Below are 18,803 nucleotides of genomic sequence, written 5' to 3' on the forward strand. Positions count from 1 at the left end.
AGTACTTACTTATTGTTATAAAACATTTCATACCTTTTCATATGTGCTTAGTATGAATAGATTTGTATAAAATTTCTATTCTATTGCAATTTTCACATTCATACAGTGAATATATTACATAAAAATATTATTCATTTTAAACTAATTCACGTATAAAAGTATGAAATTTCGTTTTGTTTTCAAGTAAGTTTTGTACTGTAAGGTCATTTAAACACAGCTATTTATATAACGTAAAGAAGTATTTTCATTCCCTTTATTTTCAAGCTCTCATGTCCTTATCCCAAAATAAAATTCGTTTCACTTTCCCGATTAAAATATCCATATATCACAACAGAAAACACTACTTACTCACAATGGATAAAATTATATTAATATAATTTTTAGTTAAATATGCAATAATGCATAGCGTATACACAAAAAGGATAGCTTCACTTTCGTGAAACTATCCTTAAAAAATCTTCTTACTTTTTCAAATGATATGGAACTGTCGTAATAACAACATTTCTCTTATAGAGTAAATACGCACGTATGAGTAAACTTGATTGATTATGAAGAATGTTATGCCAGCCTTTTTTCGGAATAAACTGTGGTATAACGACCGTAACTCGATAATTTGATTCACTCGCTTTATATTGCACTGTATCAATGAACTTAGTTAGCGGCTGAATAATACTTCTATAATGAGAATGCAATGTAACAAGCCTTACTTCAGGTTGCCACTTCTTCCATTTCTCTTCAAATTTCTTTTCCTCTTCTCTGTCAAAAGCAACATATACAGCGATAACTTGATCTGCAGAAAGAGCCTTCGCATAGTTCAATGAATTTTCTACTACATGAGTCATACCAGCTACAGGAACGAGAATTACATTCCCCTCAATCGGAATAAGAGGCTCACAAGTTTTTAAACTTAATTGATCACCGACTGCATCATAATGCTTCTTAATTCGATGGAACAAGAAGATAATAGCAGGTAAGAAAATAAGGATCGACCAAACTTGAGCGAATTTAGTTAAAAAGAACATGCTCATAACGATAAAACTAATGACTGCACCAATTAAATTAACCGTTAATCTTAAAGCCCATCCTTCAGGTTTTTCACGAAGCCATTTTAATACCATACCCGTTTGAGAAAGTGTAAATGGAATAAACACACCTACTGCATATAGCGGAATTAAATGTTCTGTTTGACCTTGGAAAGCTACAATTAAAATAATCGAAGCAATTCCAAGTATAATAATACCGTTTGAGTAACCAAGACGGTCTCCTCTAATCGTAAACATTCTCGGTATGAATTTATCTTTTGCAAGGTTAACTGCTAATAATGGAAATGCAGAATACCCTGTGTTAGCAGCAAGAATTAATATTAAAGCTGTTGTGCCTTGTATGAAATAGTACATGAAATTACGTCCAAATGTTTGTTCAGCAATTTGAGAAACAACAGTTACTTCTTTACTCGGTGTAATTCCGTAATAATAAGCTAAAAATACAATTCCTGAAAATAACACAGCAAGTAATGCGCCCATCGCAAGCAAAGTTTTTGCTGCATTGTTTGGTGCAGGATCTTTAAAATTTGGAATTGCGTTTGAAATCGCTTCAACACCTGTTAAAGCCGAACTACCTGATGCAAATGCTCTTAACAGTAAGAACAAACTAATTCCCGCAACCGGCGTTCCAATCGGCGTGTGTAAGGTCGGTGAAACGTGACCAGTTAAAATATTGTATATCCCTACACCAATTAATATAAATAGTGCTAAAACGAATAAATAAACAGGATATGCTAAAACGGAAGCTGACTCTGTTACACCTCTTAAATTTAATATGGTTATAAATATAACAAATATAATCGCAATGATTACATTATGTGCATGTAAGCTAGGAAAAGCAGATGTTAACGCATCTGTACCTGCTGATACACTTACTGCAACAGTTAAAATATAATCCACTAATAAAGACCCTCCAGCTATTAAGCCTGGATTCATCCCTAAGTTTTCTTTTGATACAACATATGCGCCCCCGCCATGTGGGTAGGCAAAAATAATTTGACGATAAGATAAAATAAGAGCTGTCAATAATACTAATACCCCAATAGCGATCGGAATGGAATACCAATACGCAATCGCTCCAAGACCTGCTAAAGCGATTAAAATTTGCTCTGGTCCGTATGCAACTGATGACAATGCGTCAGAAGATAGAATGGCTAGCGCCTTCGTTTTATTAAGCTTTTGCTCTCCTAACTCAGTTGATTTTAACGGCCTTCCAATTAAAAATCTTTTAATAGATGAAACCACAGCTGTCCACTCTCCAATAATTTTGTACGAACGATTCTGCTTGTTACAGCCAGCAAACTATTTCTTCAGAAAACAAAAAATGTCTACAAGCCATAGCGAAATAGACTTGTAGACATTATTTTTTTTGTCGCACAAGCTCCACCTTCCTTCTCAATATAACGCTTACGAGGTTAGCTGTCGGATTCGGGCCTATGAGTAGCCCTACCTTTTTTTAAGGATTCACCCCATCGGATTATGTACTAATCCGTAAGAACGGGTCCCCCGTACCATGCGGTTTCAGCGATTTAGAAAATTGAAACTGTGGATTATAATACTCCTTTATTTTCAAAATGTAAACAAAAATTTTTAAAAAGAAAAAATTTAAAATGATTGCGCATAATCCGCTGATAAATATACATAATGAATACTAAAAAACCCTTAAAGGAGACCCGTATGTCTAAAAAGAAGAAACCGCTTTTTTCCGATTCATATTTAGATGCAGTAGCAAATGAAATTAATCAGTTATATGGTAAACGTGAACAGGAAATAAACTTGACAGAAAGAATTAAAAGAAACAAATAATTTGTCATACGCAAATAAAAAAGATAGCAATACACTTATATATTGCTATCTTTTTTATTATTTCATACATCTAATTCTATTACGGGTTTGTTAAATGTCATTTCTTCATACACCTTCAAATTTTGATATACCACTCCTAGTAATGGTGCTTCTAAAGAAAATTGTTCTGCTACATCTAGTAAGTATCCTTGCAAATGCTTCCCTTCAATAAACGAACCTTTTTCCATATCACGCTGCATGGAGGACTTCATATCATAAGAAATTTTATCAATTGTTTTTATATGTTCCTGGGCAATATTATCTTTAACTGGAGCTCCTAATACCCTCATAATTTGCACAGATTCCTCAAATAAATTTCGGATAAATTCACGTCCACCTTCACTTTCACGAATTGGTCCTATCGGTGCACGCATTAATGTTGTAACGCCTGACATGACAGTAATAAATAAATATTTATGCCACATATCTTGCGTAATATTTTCACTTAAAACAAAGCTAGCTTTCGTACCTATAAATGCTTTCGTAATACGCTTTATTCTCTCTGAATCTTGAGGCTTAATTTCTCCAAATACAAGTCTGTTGGCAGCACTAGTTTGTACAATTTCTCCTTGATCGTTTAACGTCGTCTCAATAAAGCATAAACCGCCCATTACTTTTTCCCCGCCGAATTCTTTTTGTAATAGCGATAAATGAGCGATACCATTTAACAATGGAATGATTACAGTATTTTCGCCAACAAACGGCTTCAAATCTTGAATTGCCTCATTTAAGTGATACGCCTTTGTTGAAAATAAAATCACATCAAATGGAGAAGTTCTATCTTCTTTCGTTATCAATTTCGGTTGAAAGGAAAAATCTCCATTCACACTACGAATAACAAGTCCTTTTTCCTCTAATTGTTGTTTTCTTTTGCTGCGAACGAGAAATGTAACATCTTCTCCCTTTTCTACTAATCGGCCACCAAAAAATCCACCGACGCCACCAGCTCCTAATACTAAAATGCGCATACAACATCCCCTTTTCCTCACACAATTATACTAGTTTTAGTATACATAACATTATACATGTCCCTTGTTAAATTAGCTGAATTTTCATTCTTAATCTATTGAAAAAACAAGGTTATTTTCAAGAAAAATTGGGCATGTTGTTTCTATAGCTTATACGGAAAGGAAACAATGTAAATGGAGGCAATACAAACAATCGAAGAAAAAGATGTAACAACAGCTATATTTCAATTTATATTCCCGTTTTCGTTTAAAACTGGATATGAACAAAATATGTTCCCTTTCTTACAAAAAAATAATTTCCGTCCTTTTCGACTTGATCATCTTGAAGATGAAAATACATATTACGGGCAGTTTCAAGTTTCACATCAAAATATGGAAGCATACTATCTTTCATTTACGAATAAAATTCTTTTTCCTCATTCAGAACATCAAAAGGGACTACAGCGCTATTCTAAAGACCTTAATTTACATGGACATTTAACAACAAATCTTATTTCCGTTCCATTCAAGATACATTCTATTGATGTAACCCTTTGTCCTTATGAGCTTGGCTTCTTAACAATTCGAACAGAAGTCAAAACCGCTCCAAACATGACATTATCAGAAGCCATCGAATTTGCTTCTCGCTTCCGTGTGCTTGAAACTAGAAATGATACAACCGAGACCATTTGTATTGAATGTGATGGGAAAAAATATTCACAAGTAGAAAAACTTATATTCGGCGATTTATATCATGGCTTAACAGACTTCTTTGAGAATAAGAGGTTGCGGAGTTCATACTTTCAAACATTCCCCTTCTTTGAAGACCAACGAATGTATGTACAAACCTTATTATCTATTAACAAAAAGTCAGACCTTCATGTAGTTGATGTATATCGAGCCTCCAGTCTTTCCGGATTAACAGACGATGGTAAGCCGTATATTAGTGCAAATAATGTTCCTTATATTCACGATTATTTAACAAAGCATTCTTATCAAAGATGGGCTCCTAACCGTTATTTTATTATGGAAGAACATATTTTCACATGTATAACAAATGAAGGTGAACAAGAAGTCACTAAACTTGCTAGTCAAATGTACGGAGAATTTTATTACGCTTTATTATTAAACCTATTTCATAAAGTTGTTTTATTAAAGATGGCGAATGCTTATGCTGAGCTAAATATTGAACAAGATACAAATGAAATAGAGAAATTAATTTATTTAATCAATTCGTTTACAGCGAATTATTTTTCTTTAGAATTAGTATCTCAATCACAAAGTGAAGATATTTTCTTCCGCTTAAGAAAACTTTTTAACATTGAAATTTTATACTCGAACGCGAAACAAAATCTTGATAGTTTGTTTAAATATCAAGAAAATGTCGCCGCTAAAAAAGATAGCCTTTTATTATTAATTTTAACGCTCTACTCTGTAGTAGGCCAAATGATAGGTTTTACTATGATTGACCTTTTAAGAAATACAGATTCAAACAAAATATCATCTCCTCTTGAATTTTTTGCACTGTTAATAGCAATTAGCGGTATAGTCATTTCCTTTATTTTAGGTGCACAAAGTTTATACCAATGGGGTATACAGCATCGAAGAAGACAAGCGTGGGTAAAACAAACTGTACTTTCTGCTGTGAAAGAAAAAGAGGATAAAAATTAAAGACGATTCTTTTTAAATTACAAATACATGATGCGTTTCAGTAAATGAAATTTTTATCAGCGATTTTTCGAATATATCGGCGCAACTCGGAATATATCAGCGATTTTTCAGATATATCGACTTACCGACAAAAATCGACAAAAGAAAGAACCTGACAATATAAAAAGGGTGCACCAAAATAAAGTTTGGAGTACCCTTTTTTATTACACGAATTCAGCTTACTTACCTGCTTCGATTTTCTCTAATGCAGCAGCTACTTGTTCTTCCGTTAATTCATGTTGTATTACGTAGCGGTTACGTGGGCTTACACGACATTCATGAGAACATGCACGTAAATGTTTTGCTTCGTTTTCTTCAGAACATAAAATTTTCTTGTTACATTCTGGATTTGAACAGTTTACATAGCGCTCACAAGGTTCACCTGTAAAGTGGTCTTTACCAACAATAACATGTTCTTTTTGGTTTACTGGTACAGCAATACGCTCATCAAATACGTAACATTGTCCATCCCATAGCTCGCCTTGTACTTCTGGATCTTTTCCGTACGTTACAATTCCGCCGTGAAGCTGACTTACATCTTCATAGCCTTCACGAACTAACCAACCAGAAAACTTCTCACATCGAATTCCGCCTGTACAGTAAGTTAAAATCTTTTTACCCTCAAGTGTTTCTTTGTTTTCTCTAATCCAATCTGGTAATTCACGGAATGATTCAATATCTGGTTTAATTGCACCTTTAAAATGCCCTAAATCGAACTCATAATCATTTCGTGCATCAATAATAACTGTATCTTCTTGTTTCATCGCCTCATAAAAATCTTTTGGCTCTAAATATTTTCCAGTTATTTCTTTTGGATTAATATCGTCTTCTAGACGAAGTGTAACTAATTCTGGACGCGGACGTACGTGCATTTTCTTGAATGCATGGCCTTCTTCTTCATCTATTTTAAACACGATTCCATCAAAACGTGGATCATTGTTCATTGCTTCCATGTATTTCTCTGTTTGTTCTACAGTTCCAGAACAAGTTCCGTTAATACCTTCTTTTGCTACAAGGATTCTACCTTTTAATTCAAGTGAATTACAAAATTCTAAATGCTCTGCAGCGAATTCTTCAGGGTTTTCAATTGTTGTGTACATGTAATAAAGTAATACTCTATATGGTTTTGTAGTTGCCAATGTATTTCTACCACCTATCTAATTTTTAAAATCATGTATAAGTTAACGTTCATATCAAAACATATATAATAAGAAAATGTATCCAAAGTTTTATGCATCCCATTTTCTTCTCTTTATACTATTTTCTATAAGTTAACAAAAATAAAAAACAAGATTACACACCAAAACACTATGGTTATGTTGCAATCCCAATATATTATATATCATACAAATCCATTTCCATCAATTAATATGCTGTATGATAGGCTTTTTGTTCACATAAATTTCAAAAATAGCCCTTTAATTTATTATCTTCTCCTTTATTCAACGCCCATAAACTTCCAAAACATTTTTGTATTTCCACACCATTAATTGCACAAAGTCATATAATTTGCATTGAGGAAACTTTTATGTTCAAATAAAATCATCACATAACATATATAAATGTATTGAAATAATGAGTAAGAATAAATACAATAATTTCATCAAGTTAAGATTTCAAAGGGGAACACTACTATGAATAAAGATATATCAAAAGACGAACAAATCCCTTCTCCAAGTACAACTGTTCAATCAGCACATTTAGCGCTAAGCGGACAAACGAAAGGCTTAAAAAGACTATTACCATTCTTAGGGCCTGCTTTCATCGCTTCAGTCGCTTATATTGATCCTGGGAATTTCGCAACGAATATTGCTGCTGGTTCACAATATGGTTATTTATTACTTTGGGTAATTCTCGCTTCTAATTTAATGGCTGTATTAATTCAAACTTTATCAGCTAAATTAGGAATTGCTACTGGGAGCAACCTTCCTGAGATAGCTCGTGAAAATTTCCCGAGACCTGTTTCCATCGGTTTATGGATTCAAGGTGAACTTGTTATTATGGCAACTGATTTAGCTGAATTTATTGGGGCAGCACTCGGATTGTACTTGTTATTCGGAATTCCAATGTTACCAGCAGCTTTAATTACAGCAGCTGGATCGTTTATTATTCTTGAATTTCAACGCAGAGGCTTTCGTCCATTAGAAGCAATCATAACAGGGATGATTTTTATCGTTGTTATCGCTTTTGGTGTCCAGGTCTTTTATGCAAAGCCGGAATTAAGCCCTCTTCTTTCAGGACTATTTATCCCAAAATTCCAAGGCGTGGATAGTATTCTTTTAGCAGCTGGTATTTTAGGTGCGACAGTTATGCCACACGCAATATATTTACATTCCGCCTTAACACAGCGCCGTGTAGTCGGAACAAATGATGAACAAAAGAAAAAGATTTTCCGTTTCGAATTCATTGATATCATTATTGCAATGGTTATCGCTGGAGCCATTAATGCGAGTATGTTAATTGTAGCAGCTGCTTTATTCTTTAAAAACGGCTTGCACGTTGAAGACCTTGACGTCGCTTTCAACCAATTCAGTAATTTAGTCGGTCCTGCATCCGCTGCTTTATTTGGAATCGGACTTTTATCAGCGGGATTATCTAGCTCGTCTGTCGGTACAATGTCTGGTGACATTATTATGCAAGGATTCATTCGCATGCATATTCCGTTATATTTACGCCGATTTATAACAATGATTCCACCTCTAGTTATAATTGCTTTAGGTGTAAACCCAACTTATGCTCTCGTTATGAGCCAAGTTGTCTTATCGTTTGGTATTGCCTTTGCATTAGTACCGCTTATTATGTTTACAAGTAGTAAAAAGATTATGGGGGCACTCGTTAACCACCGTATAACAACTTTCATCGCTTGGATAATTGCTGCACTCGTTATCGTTTTAAATATTTTCTTACTGTATCAAACATTTATAGGGTAATGAAAAAGGGTATTCCAATCAAAAATGGAATACCCTTTTTAGTAAAATAATTCTCTTCTAATTACCTTTTACGTATGTACCTCTTTCCGGCATCAGCGCACCTTTTTTAGTTCGAAAATAAAGTGGCAAGCCTTCCGTACAAAACATACTCACCTCGGATGGATTCTCTCTTTGATGATGGATGTGTAAATGCGGCTCACTTGAACTTCCAGAGTTACCAACTTGGGCAAGAACGAAGCCTTCGTTTACATGTTGTCCTTCTTTAACTTTAATTGACCCTTTCTTTAAGTGAGCGAGAATCAAAAATGTCCCTGTTTCATCTAACCGTAAATAAATATGATTCCCAGCCATTGACTGAAAATCATCTGATCCTGGAACTAAATCTTTTTCATCATTATTAACTGATACAACTGTTCCAGAAGCTGGCGCCATTACTGTCACTCCGTATATTCCATAATCCTCTAACTTACTACTTTTCACTTCAGCAGGTGGAATGAGAATATCATATGCCCATCTTTCATTTGGTTTTATCACATGATAATTCTTCTCTAGGCGATCAACGCCCGCTCATTCAAAGGAAAACGAACGACTATTTTAGGACTCGTAGACTGTACATCTGCTGGGTATGCAATTCTCCCAATGTTAGCGAACCACCCGACAGGCCAAGCTCCAATGATAGAGAACAGAACTATTAAAAGTAGCATTCTATCTATTCGCTTTCTAAAGATGCCTTTCCAAGCAAACATTACTATTGAGCCTATCAAAACAAAAATCGAAACTACGCTAAATGCTTGTATCCACCACCAAACAACGACTGATATAATACCATGAGCTAAATAAACTACACTCCAACTTATAATTAAAAAAGAAACTATAATTGCTAACAAACTTTTCTTCCACATGCTGTATCCCTACTCTCATATCTTTGTTCTCAATGATACGAAGTAAAAATTACGGCATATGAAAGAAATACTTACGACTTTCTTACTTTTTTATACTGTGGTAATTTCACAGTGACAATTGTTTCTTTATCGTTACTACATACAGTTATATCTCCTTTATGGAGCTGAGCTATACTTCTCGAAATTGCAAGTCCCATTCCTTTCCCACCCGTATGAGAGCTACGTGATTTTTCACCACGATAAAACTTCTCAAAAACGTAAGGAAGACTCTTTGTCGGAATACATTGTCCAAAATTTTCAATTTCTACTTCAACATTCCTTTCTCTTTGGGAAATTTGAATTGAAATTTCTTTTCCATCTTTCCCGTACATAATGCTATTACTAATTATATTTTCAAATAGTCTCACTATAAGCGCTACATCAACTTTTACATATAGCTCTTCATTACTTTTAATATAAAAACTCATATTGGCATCATCTAACTGTGGTAAAAAATCAATCATGACCTGTTCAATTAATGCTTTCATATCTACTACATTTTTATGTAATTCAATCTCTCTATAGTTTATTTGACAGTATTCTAATAAATCTTCAACTTGATTTTTTAATTCATAACTTTTTCGCTTTAATATGCTTACATATTGTCCACATTCTTCTCCATGTGAATGAAGCTTATTTCCTAGTAAGTCCGCATAACCAATTAGAGATGTTACAGGCGTTCGTAAGTCATGTGAAATATTACTAATCATTTCATTTTTCATTTCCTGTGATTTTTTTTCATTTTCAATAGACTCTTTTAAACTTTTGGCCATTCTATTGACATTCGTCGCTAACTCACCAATCTCATCGCTTTTCGAAATAGGTATATGTATTTCCAAATTACCATTGCTTATTTCCTTCACATTCTTATTGATCTCATTCAATCTTTTTATAGTTGTTTTTGTCAGTAATGCAAAATATATAGTGGTTAACAGCAGAAAAAACATAAAATAAAAAAACGAATATTTTTCTTCTAGCGCGACAACGTCACTATATATACTTCCAAATAAAATTTGAACTAATATGATACTTACCGTAGCTAACAGAATGCTACATATAAATGCAAAAAAGAATTTAGCTCTAATTCCTTGTAATGATTTAATCTCCAATTTTATACCCGACTCCCCAAACATTTTGTATAAACCTCGGTTCTTTTGGATTCTCTTCAATTTTATTTCTTAATCTCGCAATATGAACCATTACCGTATTATTACTTTCATAGGCCCTTTCATTCCAAACACTTTCATATATTTCTTCAATCGTAAACACACGGTTCTTTGCAGCTGCCATTAAGTGCAAAATATCATATTCAGTTTTTGTAACATTAATTGTTTGTCCATATATCTTTACTACTCTAGAAATTTCATCTATTTCTAAACCTTTAATGTTTATTTTCTTTTCCATTACTTGGACAGCAATTTGATTAAAATATGTATACCTTCTTAATTGAGCTTTCACTCTTGCTATAAATTCAATTGTACTAAACGGCTTCACAATATAATCATCTGCCCCAGTACTAAATCCAATTACTTTATCTACATCCGATGATTTTGCGCTTAAAAACATAATTGGTAAACTATATTTCTCTCTAATCCTTCTACACAGTTCTATACCATCCATTTGAGGCATCATAATATCAAGAATAGCAAGTTGAATACTGTTATTATTTATTATCTCTAATGCCTCTTCTCCGTTATGAGCACTAAAAACAGTAAAACCTTCTTGCGTTAAATTCACATTAATAAATTGAACAATATCTAGATCATCATCTACAATTAATATTGAGTTTTTCTCCATTTCTAAACCTCTTTTTTGAAATATATTCCACATCCCATTTTAACATAAATCAAACCTACCCTTTCATCTTGAATAATCTTTATTTTCAGTTTAAATTATATAATAACAAATGCATTCTAGTTTCATAAGAAATGGAGTGAAAATATGTTTCCTATATTAAAAACTGACCGACTCATTTTGCGAGAACTTACGGAAAAAGATGCACCGGGTATACTACAATGCTTTTCTAATACTGATGTACTGCGCTATTATGGCCAAAAACCATTACAGAATGTAGATCAAGTAAAGCAAATTATTAATAATTTCAAGTTGAGTTACAATGCAAGAAACGGTATAAAATGGGGCATCGAATTAAAAGATAAAAAAGAACTCATTGGAACAATTGGTTTTCACGATTGGTCTTCTGAGCATAAACGAGCAAATATAAGTTATGCCTTTCTCCCTGAACACTGGGGAAATGGCTATGCTACGGAAGCAGTTTCTGAGGTTATATCATACGGTTTCCACACGCTTCATTTAAAACGTATTGGTGCAATTGTCTTTCTTGAAAATGAAGCTTCAAATAAGGTGCTATTAAAATTAGGTTTTGAAAAAGAAGGCGTTCTAAAAAATTATATGTATCAAGATGATATTCCATATGATACGAATTTTTATGCTTTATTAAAATCGGTTTAATAGAATTTATGTGTGAAGAATTCGTATCCGTACAACGGATCTAAATAGTAGATTTTTAATGAGGGATGAAAAAAAACGATCGGTTTTCATTTCTTAGATTATCGTACGATTGATGCGAAGTACAATACATTATACAATCTAAAAAAACGGGAAATGAGCAAACTTTTACTCATTTCCCGTTTTTACGTTCTTTTTCTGTTTTCGCAATGCTTTTGGAATGTATACACAGAAAGGTTCGCTTTCCATGTAATCCCCCGTCATCGCATATGCTCTAGAACGAGATCCCCCACAAACATATCGAAACTCACAAACACCGCACTTTCCTTTATACTTGTCCGGATTACGAAGGTTTTGAAAAACAGGGGAGTTTCGATAGATTTCAGCTAGTGCTGTCGTTCTAGTATTCCCGGTTTTAATAGGCAATAATCCACTTGGATATACATCTCCAATATGAGAAATAAATACAAAACCGTTTCCGTCATTCACCCCTTTTGGAGCACGACCAAGCCCATCAATTCGCCCTGTCGTCCCATTCATCAATACATCCTGATATTGAATGATCTGATTTGTCTTGTTATTTTCTTTCATTTTTTCTTGAAGCACACCCCGTCTATAGTGCTGACCAGCTGTTGTTTTAATATCAAAAGAAACCTTTTTACTAAGCTTATATAGCCAATGGAATACCCTTTCATGTTGGGCTGGTGAAATCATATCTTTTTCCTTACCTCGTCCTGTTGGAACTAAGAAAAATATACTCCAAAGTACACATTTTAATTCTTCTATTAACATTGCCATTTCTTTAAGTACATCCACATTATATTTAGAAACAACAGTATTAATTTGAATAGGAATTTTTAATTCATGCAAATAACGAATGGAATTCATTGTTAATTGAAATGATCCTTCTGTCCCTCTAAAATGATCGTGTATTTCAGCTGTTGGTCCATCTAAACTAAATGCCCATCTAGCAAGTCCCACTTCTTTTGCTTTTTGAATCGTTTCTTTCGTCACGTTTGGAGTGGCACTTGGCGTCATAGAAACTCGAACACCTTTTTTCACTGCATATTCCGCGATATCATATACATCTGGACGCATTAATGGATCTCCACCAGTAAATACAAGCATTGGATTTTCCATTTCATATATATCATCAATTAGTTTTCTTCCTTCTTCGAATGTTAGCTCTAGAGGATGACGATGATACTGTGCTTCTGCACGACAATGCAGACATTTTAATTGACATGCCCTTGTTAACTCCCATATCACAATAAACGGATTTTCATTAAAATCACGATTAATCAAGATTAACCCTCCCATCAATTGATATTCTAATTGTAAAGTTATATATGTATTTATGGTGTGAGATGTATCACAAATAAAAATCTTCAGTCATAATAATGCCCCTATACTGCTATTAATCTAATGTTTCTACCTTCCTCTTCAACAATCACAAAAGCTCTTTGTTAAAAATATAAACACCCCTTTAGACTAAATGATCTAAAAGGGCAAAGCTTCACAACTTTTTATAAACATCGCGGCTTTCTTCAACAGATTTTTTTTAGTTAGAAGACTTAAATTGTAAAAGGTCATAAAAAATAAAGGACGATACATATTATGCATGAATAATATGTATCGCCCTTTTAATTGTTGTTCAACAATCGCTCCCGTTTGTTGAAGATCTTAATTAGTACATGATAATCTACAATTCAAATAGGCACTTCGATTAAAGTCCCTTTATGTCCGGTTGTTTAGACATTTCCTAGATAGCTTCGCGTCATGTTTTGAAGAACAATTTTTCCATTCTTACTATGTTTTTCGAATAACTCTGACAGGAGAAAAACAAATTTTTTATATTCTTCTTCATCCTTTTTCGGAGCATAGGACGCTGATAAATTCCTTCCCAAAAAACCTTCATAATCAAAAAGTAAATCATTTTGATACTCTTTAAACTCATACTTTCCATCCTTAAAAAAGGTGTTAAATACTTCGGGAGTTTCCTCTATTCCATCGCTAAACCCTTTGAAAGTCGGGCAGGTTTTCTGGCAAATTTCTGCATTCTCTTTCATAATCGAACTAGTTAAATCTCTACTATTCCAAACGAGAGCAACATTTGCCTTTTGTTTCAAGATTCGTTGGCATTCCATTTTGAAAGCTGCTTTATCAAACCAATGAAATGCTTGAGCAACAGTTACTAAATCCACACTATGCTCTTTTAAAATGGTATTTTCAGCTGTTGCTTTTATTGATTGAAAACGAGCATATAGTTTTAACGATTGCTCAGCCATCTTTCTCATGTCATCATTTGGCTCAACTCCAATAACCTTTAAACCTCTTTCAAGCAACTGGTGGCTAAATATCCCCGTACCTGAACCAATATCAGCCACAATTCGGTCCTCTTTCAGTTGGTTAGCCGAAAACAAATAATCAATATATGCATTAGGGTAATCGGGGCGATATTTCGCATATATATCGGCCTTGTCGTTAAAATTTTCTGTTGTTCTCAAAGTACTACCTTCTTCCCCACGATATTATGTACAGAAATAGGAATTAAATAATTAATTCCAGCTTCAATCTCTAAGTCTACAACTTAAGAATACAGCCAAATGGATCTACCTTAGTTCCAATATGAATCCCCGTTAATATACCCTAATTTTTTAATAACTGACCAGTTTCTCAGTATTAAAAGTAAGAAATTGAGCTTTTTTCTTAGCTATTTAATTTCGTTTACTACTAACTTCTTTTTACTTAAATAAACTGCTCAATCTGATTTTTTTGCAACTTTTTGTGAATACGTAACAACAATTACGCATTCATCTTTTTTATGTGCTGGCAACAACCCTAAAGGGTTTCCCAACACTCTGTAAAAAAACCTTACTTTTAAAAGTAAGGTTTTTTTATTTACTTCTTATCAACATAAGCATTCTTATAAGTATAAACGCCACCAAATTGATGTTTTGCAATTCCTTTTACATAATCCTTTTGTACATAAGCTGAACCAAGATGATAAAGCGGTGCCACGGCAGCGTCTTCTAATAAGACCTGCTCAGCCTCTCGCAACGCTTCCCATCGTTTCTCCGGATCAAGTACAAAATCATTTTTCGCTTTCCTTATTAAATCATCGTAATGAGAATTCGAGTAACTCATTTTATTATTCGGATTCCCCGTCGTAAATAACTCTAAATAATTAATTGGGTCTTTATAGTCAGGTCCCCAATTTGCCATCGTTATATCGTAATCACCTGTTTGTTCTAACTGTAACTTTTGCTTAAATGGCTGCTGTTTAATTTGTAACGTTAATCCATTCAAATTCTTTTCTAAATCACCTTTTATATATTCTGCCATACGTTTTGCATTATCTTGTTCAAACGTTAAAAACCCGAGGTTTACTTGCTCTACTCCAAGCTCTTTTTTCGCTTCTTCCCAAATCTTTTGCGCATTTTGCAAATCATATGAAGAAATATTTCCGTTTTCTTTTCTAAAATCTTTGCCAGTCTCTTCATTCATATGACCAACTGGTACAAGTCCATTTGCAGGTTTTGCCCCGTTATTAATAAAGTGAGCAACAAAATCATCTTTATTTAATGCTAATGAGATAGATTGACGTACTTTTTTATTGGCTAACGCATTATTTTTCTCATTAAAACGTAGCATAGCGATTCCAGGATCACTTGACATATGTAATTCCTTATTCCCTTTATACTTGTCTACAACTTGAGAATTAATAGGTACTCGATCCAAATCGCCGGCCTCATATAAATTTACAGCCGTCATTGTATCCTTTACAATATGAAAATTTATTTCGTCTAATTTCACTTTCTTTTGATCCCAATATGTAGCATTCTTCTTTAATTGGAACTCTTGTTCATGTTTCCATTTTTCTAATACAAATGGGCCGTTATATATGAGATTACTAGGTTCCAATCCGTATTTATTTCCTTGTTCTTTCAAAAATGATTCATGCTGTGGTAAGTATATAGGCAGTGCTAACAACTGTAAAAAATACGGAATTGGCTGTTCAAGTTCAACCTCTAACTTATAATCATTTATAACTTTAACCCCAAGTTCATCAAGTGACATTGTTCCCTTATTTATTTCTTTCGCATTTTTCACATGAAAGAACATGTCCGCATATTGAGATGCCGTTTGCGGGTTAACTGCACGTTTCCATGCAAATATAAAGTCATTTGCTGTTACATTGTCTCCATTTGACCATTTTGCATCTTTACGCAAATCAAATGTATATTTTTTACCATCTTCACTTCTTTTAAACGATTTTGCTACTGCTGGAATAGGATGATCTTGATCATCTAGCACATACAACCCTTCAAATATGTTTTGCATAACGTGTGATGATGTCCCATCCATCGTTTTTGCAGTATCAAGTGAAGGAATTTCTTCTGATACTGTTACATTTAACACTTGTTTTTTAGCCTCTGCATCACTTTTATTCGCTTTATTATTACAAGCTGTTAAAAATAAAGATGTAATAATTGCCATTACCATTAAATGGCTCTTTTTTCGCTTCATGAATTGTTCTCCTTAAAAATAAAATATTATAAACGTTATATATTATAACAGAAATATTAACAGAAAGATGCGACATTATATTGAATATTTATTCGCTCAAGAAAAAAGCTGTCCTTTTTAAAAAAGGACAGCTTTTTCAAACAACTTGCACATACCTATCTTTGTAAACCTCGTTTATAACGACTTGCTTCAAATATAATACGCTCTTCATCTAACGTTTTACATTCACCATTCCAAACGACACGTTTTCCGTTAATAATTACATCACTTATATCTTTTCCACTAGCTGCATATACAAGGTGTGATAACACTTCATCAGCTGGTTGTAAATGCGGTTTATTAGACGGATCAATCGTAATAAAATCAGCACACTTTCCAACCTCAAGTGATCCAGTTTGTTTCATACCAATTACTTCTGCAGCTCCTTTTGTCGCTAGAGAAAGAGCAGTTTCTACTGGCAATGCTGTTGCGTCTTGATGAATACCTTTTTGTAATAAAGTTGCAATGCGCATTTCTTCAAACATATCTAAATTATTATTAGACGCAACACTATCTGTTGCAATCCCTACTTTAATTCCTGCTTCTAGCATCGCTTTCACATTCGCTATACCAGAACCTAGTTTTAAATTACTATTCGGATTATGAGCTACTCGAACATCATGTTCTGCTAAAAATGCACGCTCATTTTCATTTAATACTACACCATGCGCAATAACTGTTGGGCGTTTAAACAATCCGCAACTTGCTGCATATTCTACCGGACGTTTTCCGTACTGCGCTTCAATATCACGTACTTCACGCTCTGTTTCCGAAAGGTGAATATGAACCATAGTTTGATTTTCTACTGCAATACGTGCGCACTCTTCTAACAGTTCTGTGGAACATGTATATGGACTATGCGGTGCAACCATCGTAGTTAACATTCCACTTTCGTTATAATAACGCTTCACATATTTCTCGGCTTCTTCAATTGCTTTCTTTTCATCTTCTTTCGTTCCAAAGCTAAATAAAGTTCTTGAAACAGCAGCGCGCATCCCACTCCTTGATACCGTTTCCATAATTGCATCTTGATCTACTCCAATTGGATTAAACATATCAGAGAATGATGTCGTACCACTTTTCACCATTTCAAGTAATCCTAATTCCGTACTAGCGACCGCAAGCTCTGGAGTAAACTGACTTTCAAGTGGCCAAATTCTCGTCTCAAGCCATGGCTGTAATAACATATCATCGCCAATACCTCTCAAAAGACTCATAACAACATGTGTATGTGTATTTACAAGCCCTGGTAAAACCCACTTCCCTTTCATGTCAATTACTTCATCTACTTCAAAATCGTTAGCGAATTCTCCGCTATTTACTTCTATAATTTGATCATTTTCTACAATGATATATCCATTTTCTAACACTTCATTTTTTTCATTCATCGTTGCAATTGTAGCGTTTACATAAGTTGTTTTCAAAAGTATTTCCCCTTTCAACTCTATGAAGTTCCCTTTAATAAGTTACCACCATTATAGTAACTTATTAAAGATTAAGAGTCAAAAGATAATTTTAATTCTTTCGTTATCTTTTCCTTCAAAATGCCATATTGCTTTTCATCTGTATCTGCAAATGCTTCTTCACGATTTGATTCCACCCCCATATACTTCAATTTTTCATTAAATTGCGTCTCTGTAAAATCAAACATCTTCCCATCTATACAGTTATAAAAGTGCCACACCTCTCCTACTTTCGTCTTTTTAATTTTCCCTCCGTATATTTCTTGAACGACTAGAGCTGTTACACCACATTGTCCCTTTGCCGGATTTTCGCTCGTCCACTTTGAACTTGTTTCAATCGACCACGATTTTTTTAACATTTCATATATTTGTTTTGTCTTCACATTATCCACTCTCATCTTCCCCTGACATTAATAGTTTTACACATCATATTGCAAAAGAGGTAAAAATCGATTCTTACATACTGTTGATGGTGTCTCTCCAATTAGCTTTGCTCCCATTTTCAAGTAATAGCCTTTTGCATTCGGATCACTATCAATCGTAAACCTTTTTATTCCTAATTCATTTGCTTTTTCTATTACAAACTTCCAAAGTATTTTCCCGTAACCTTTTCCTTTGTAGCGAGGATGAATGTATAAAAAATCGAGAGCATTTTCATTACGTAAAAATGAGAAAAATCCAATCTTCATATTATTTTTTTCTAAAACATATACAAAATTATATTTTATGTACTCTTCTGTAATTGTTAAATCTGCCTTACAAGAAAGTATGAATTCTTCACTATAATTCCACGTTGCTTTTGAATGTAGTGCGAGTTCACTTAATTCATCTGCTTCTGCTAATGCAGCTTCTCGTATTTGCATAGTTTATTTATCCTCTCTTTTAT

The 18,803-nt window shown here is 33.7% G+C and carries 15 protein-coding genes, 1 pseudogene and 1 riboswitch; of the genes and pseudogenes, 4 read left to right on the plus strand and 12 right to left on the minus strand.

Going from position 1 to position 18,803, the window contains the following annotated elements; translation table 11 throughout:
- Positions 1 to 461: 461 nt before the first annotated feature.
- Entirely contained in the window at positions 462 to 2,288 is a 1,827-nt protein-coding gene (locus G9F74_RS19395; RefSeq protein WP_000254863.1) for an APC family permease, read from the minus strand.
- A 144-nt stretch (positions 2,289 to 2,432) separates the two neighbouring features.
- A riboswitch (cyclic di-AMP (ydaO/yuaA leader) is annotated at positions 2,433 to 2,580 on the minus strand.
- A gap of 140 nt (positions 2,581 to 2,720) precedes the next feature.
- Here G9F74_RS19395 and G9F74_RS30145 point away from each other — a divergent pair.
- Positions 2,721 to 2,849 (plus strand): hypothetical protein, encoded by a 129-nt coding sequence (locus tag G9F74_RS30145; protein ID WP_000038255.1) that lies wholly within the window; start codon positions 2,721 to 2,723, stop codon positions 2,847 to 2,849.
- A gap of 62 nt (positions 2,850 to 2,911) precedes the next feature.
- On the opposite strand, the gene panE is transcribed toward G9F74_RS30145, so the two are convergent.
- Positions 2,912 to 3,856: a 2-dehydropantoate 2-reductase gene (panE, locus tag G9F74_RS19400; protein ID WP_016108172.1), complete on the minus strand. Its 945-nt coding sequence runs from the start codon at positions 3,854 to 3,856 to the stop codon at positions 2,912 to 2,914.
- Positions 3,857 to 4,030: 174 nt separating this feature from the next.
- Between panE and G9F74_RS19405 the strand changes: the two genes are divergently transcribed.
- Positions 4,031 to 5,506, plus strand: coding sequence for a hypothetical protein (locus G9F74_RS19405; RefSeq protein ID WP_016108171.1), 1,476 nt, complete (start codon positions 4,031 to 4,033; stop codon positions 5,504 to 5,506).
- Positions 5,507 to 5,724: 218 nt separating this feature from the next.
- Here the strand turns inward: G9F74_RS19405 and trhO are convergent, their stop codons facing one another.
- The gene (trhO, locus tag G9F74_RS19410) at positions 5,725 to 6,684 is read right to left on the minus strand and encodes an oxygen-dependent tRNA uridine(34) hydroxylase TrhO (protein WP_000246236.1); all 960 of its coding nucleotides are present in this window, start codon (positions 6,682 to 6,684) and stop codon (positions 5,725 to 5,727) included.
- A gap of 495 nt (positions 6,685 to 7,179) precedes the next feature.
- Between trhO and G9F74_RS19415 the strand changes: the two genes are divergently transcribed.
- On the plus strand, positions 7,180 to 8,475 hold the full coding sequence (locus G9F74_RS19415; RefSeq protein WP_001030658.1) for an Nramp family divalent metal transporter: 1,296 nt from the start codon (positions 7,180 to 7,182) through the stop codon (positions 8,473 to 8,475).
- A 57-nt stretch (positions 8,476 to 8,532) separates the two neighbouring features.
- On the opposite strand, the pseudogene G9F74_RS19420 reads toward G9F74_RS19415, so the two are convergent.
- The 3 genes and pseudogenes from G9F74_RS19420 to G9F74_RS19430 form a co-directional block, all read right to left on the minus strand.
- A pseudogene (locus tag G9F74_RS19420) lies at positions 8,533 to 9,377 on the minus strand (M23 family metallopeptidase).
- Positions 9,378 to 9,448: 71 nt separating this feature from the next.
- Positions 9,449 to 10,549 (minus strand): sensor histidine kinase, encoded by a 1,101-nt coding sequence (locus tag G9F74_RS19425; protein WP_016108168.1) that lies wholly within the window; start codon positions 10,547 to 10,549, stop codon positions 9,449 to 9,451.
- On the minus strand, positions 10,515 to 11,213 hold the full coding sequence (locus tag G9F74_RS19430) for a response regulator transcription factor (RefSeq protein ID WP_000414522.1): 699 nt from the start codon (positions 11,211 to 11,213) through the stop codon (positions 10,515 to 10,517). Before G9F74_RS19430 ends, G9F74_RS19425 begins: the two co-directional genes overlap by 35 nt.
- A gap of 144 nt (positions 11,214 to 11,357) precedes the next feature.
- Here G9F74_RS19430 and G9F74_RS19435 point away from each other — a divergent pair, with 144 nt between their 5' ends.
- Positions 11,358 to 11,888, plus strand: coding sequence for a GNAT family N-acetyltransferase (locus G9F74_RS19435; RefSeq protein WP_000483987.1), 531 nt, complete (start codon positions 11,358 to 11,360; stop codon positions 11,886 to 11,888).
- A gap of 165 nt (positions 11,889 to 12,053) precedes the next feature.
- On the opposite strand, the gene G9F74_RS19440 is transcribed toward G9F74_RS19435, so the two are convergent.
- From G9F74_RS19440 to G9F74_RS19470, 6 genes are all read right to left on the minus strand, one after another.
- Complete coding sequence (locus tag G9F74_RS19440; protein ID WP_033668489.1) at positions 12,054 to 13,205, minus strand: TIGR04053 family radical SAM/SPASM domain-containing protein; 1,152 nt, start codon at positions 13,203 to 13,205, stop codon at positions 12,054 to 12,056.
- Between the two features lie 431 nt (positions 13,206 to 13,636).
- Entirely contained in the window at positions 13,637 to 14,392 is a 756-nt protein-coding gene (locus G9F74_RS19445; protein ID WP_016108166.1) for a class I SAM-dependent methyltransferase, read from the minus strand.
- Between the two features lie 394 nt (positions 14,393 to 14,786).
- Entirely contained in the window at positions 14,787 to 16,415 is a 1,629-nt protein-coding gene (locus G9F74_RS19455) for a peptide ABC transporter substrate-binding protein (protein ID WP_000823488.1), read from the minus strand.
- Between the two features lie 155 nt (positions 16,416 to 16,570).
- A complete protein-coding gene (locus G9F74_RS19460) occupies positions 16,571 to 17,896 on the minus strand; it encodes a bifunctional S-methyl-5'-thioadenosine deaminase/S-adenosylhomocysteine deaminase (protein WP_002043031.1) in 1,326 nt (441 codons plus the stop codon).
- Positions 17,897 to 17,949: 53 nt separating this feature from the next.
- Positions 17,950 to 18,309: a YunG family protein gene (locus G9F74_RS19465; protein ID WP_033668487.1), complete on the minus strand. Its 360-nt coding sequence runs from the start codon at positions 18,307 to 18,309 to the stop codon at positions 17,950 to 17,952.
- Between the two features lie 27 nt (positions 18,310 to 18,336).
- A complete protein-coding gene (locus G9F74_RS19470; protein WP_016108164.1) occupies positions 18,337 to 18,780 on the minus strand; it encodes a GNAT family N-acetyltransferase in 444 nt (147 codons plus the stop codon).
- Between the last annotated feature and the right edge of the window lie 23 nt (positions 18,781 to 18,803).

Origin of the sequence: Bacillus sp. EKM202B (assembly GCF_011066025.1) — a bacterium.
In the GTDB taxonomy this organism is placed as follows: domain Bacteria; phylum Bacillota; class Bacilli; order Bacillales; family Bacillaceae_G; genus Bacillus_A; species Bacillus_A toyonensis.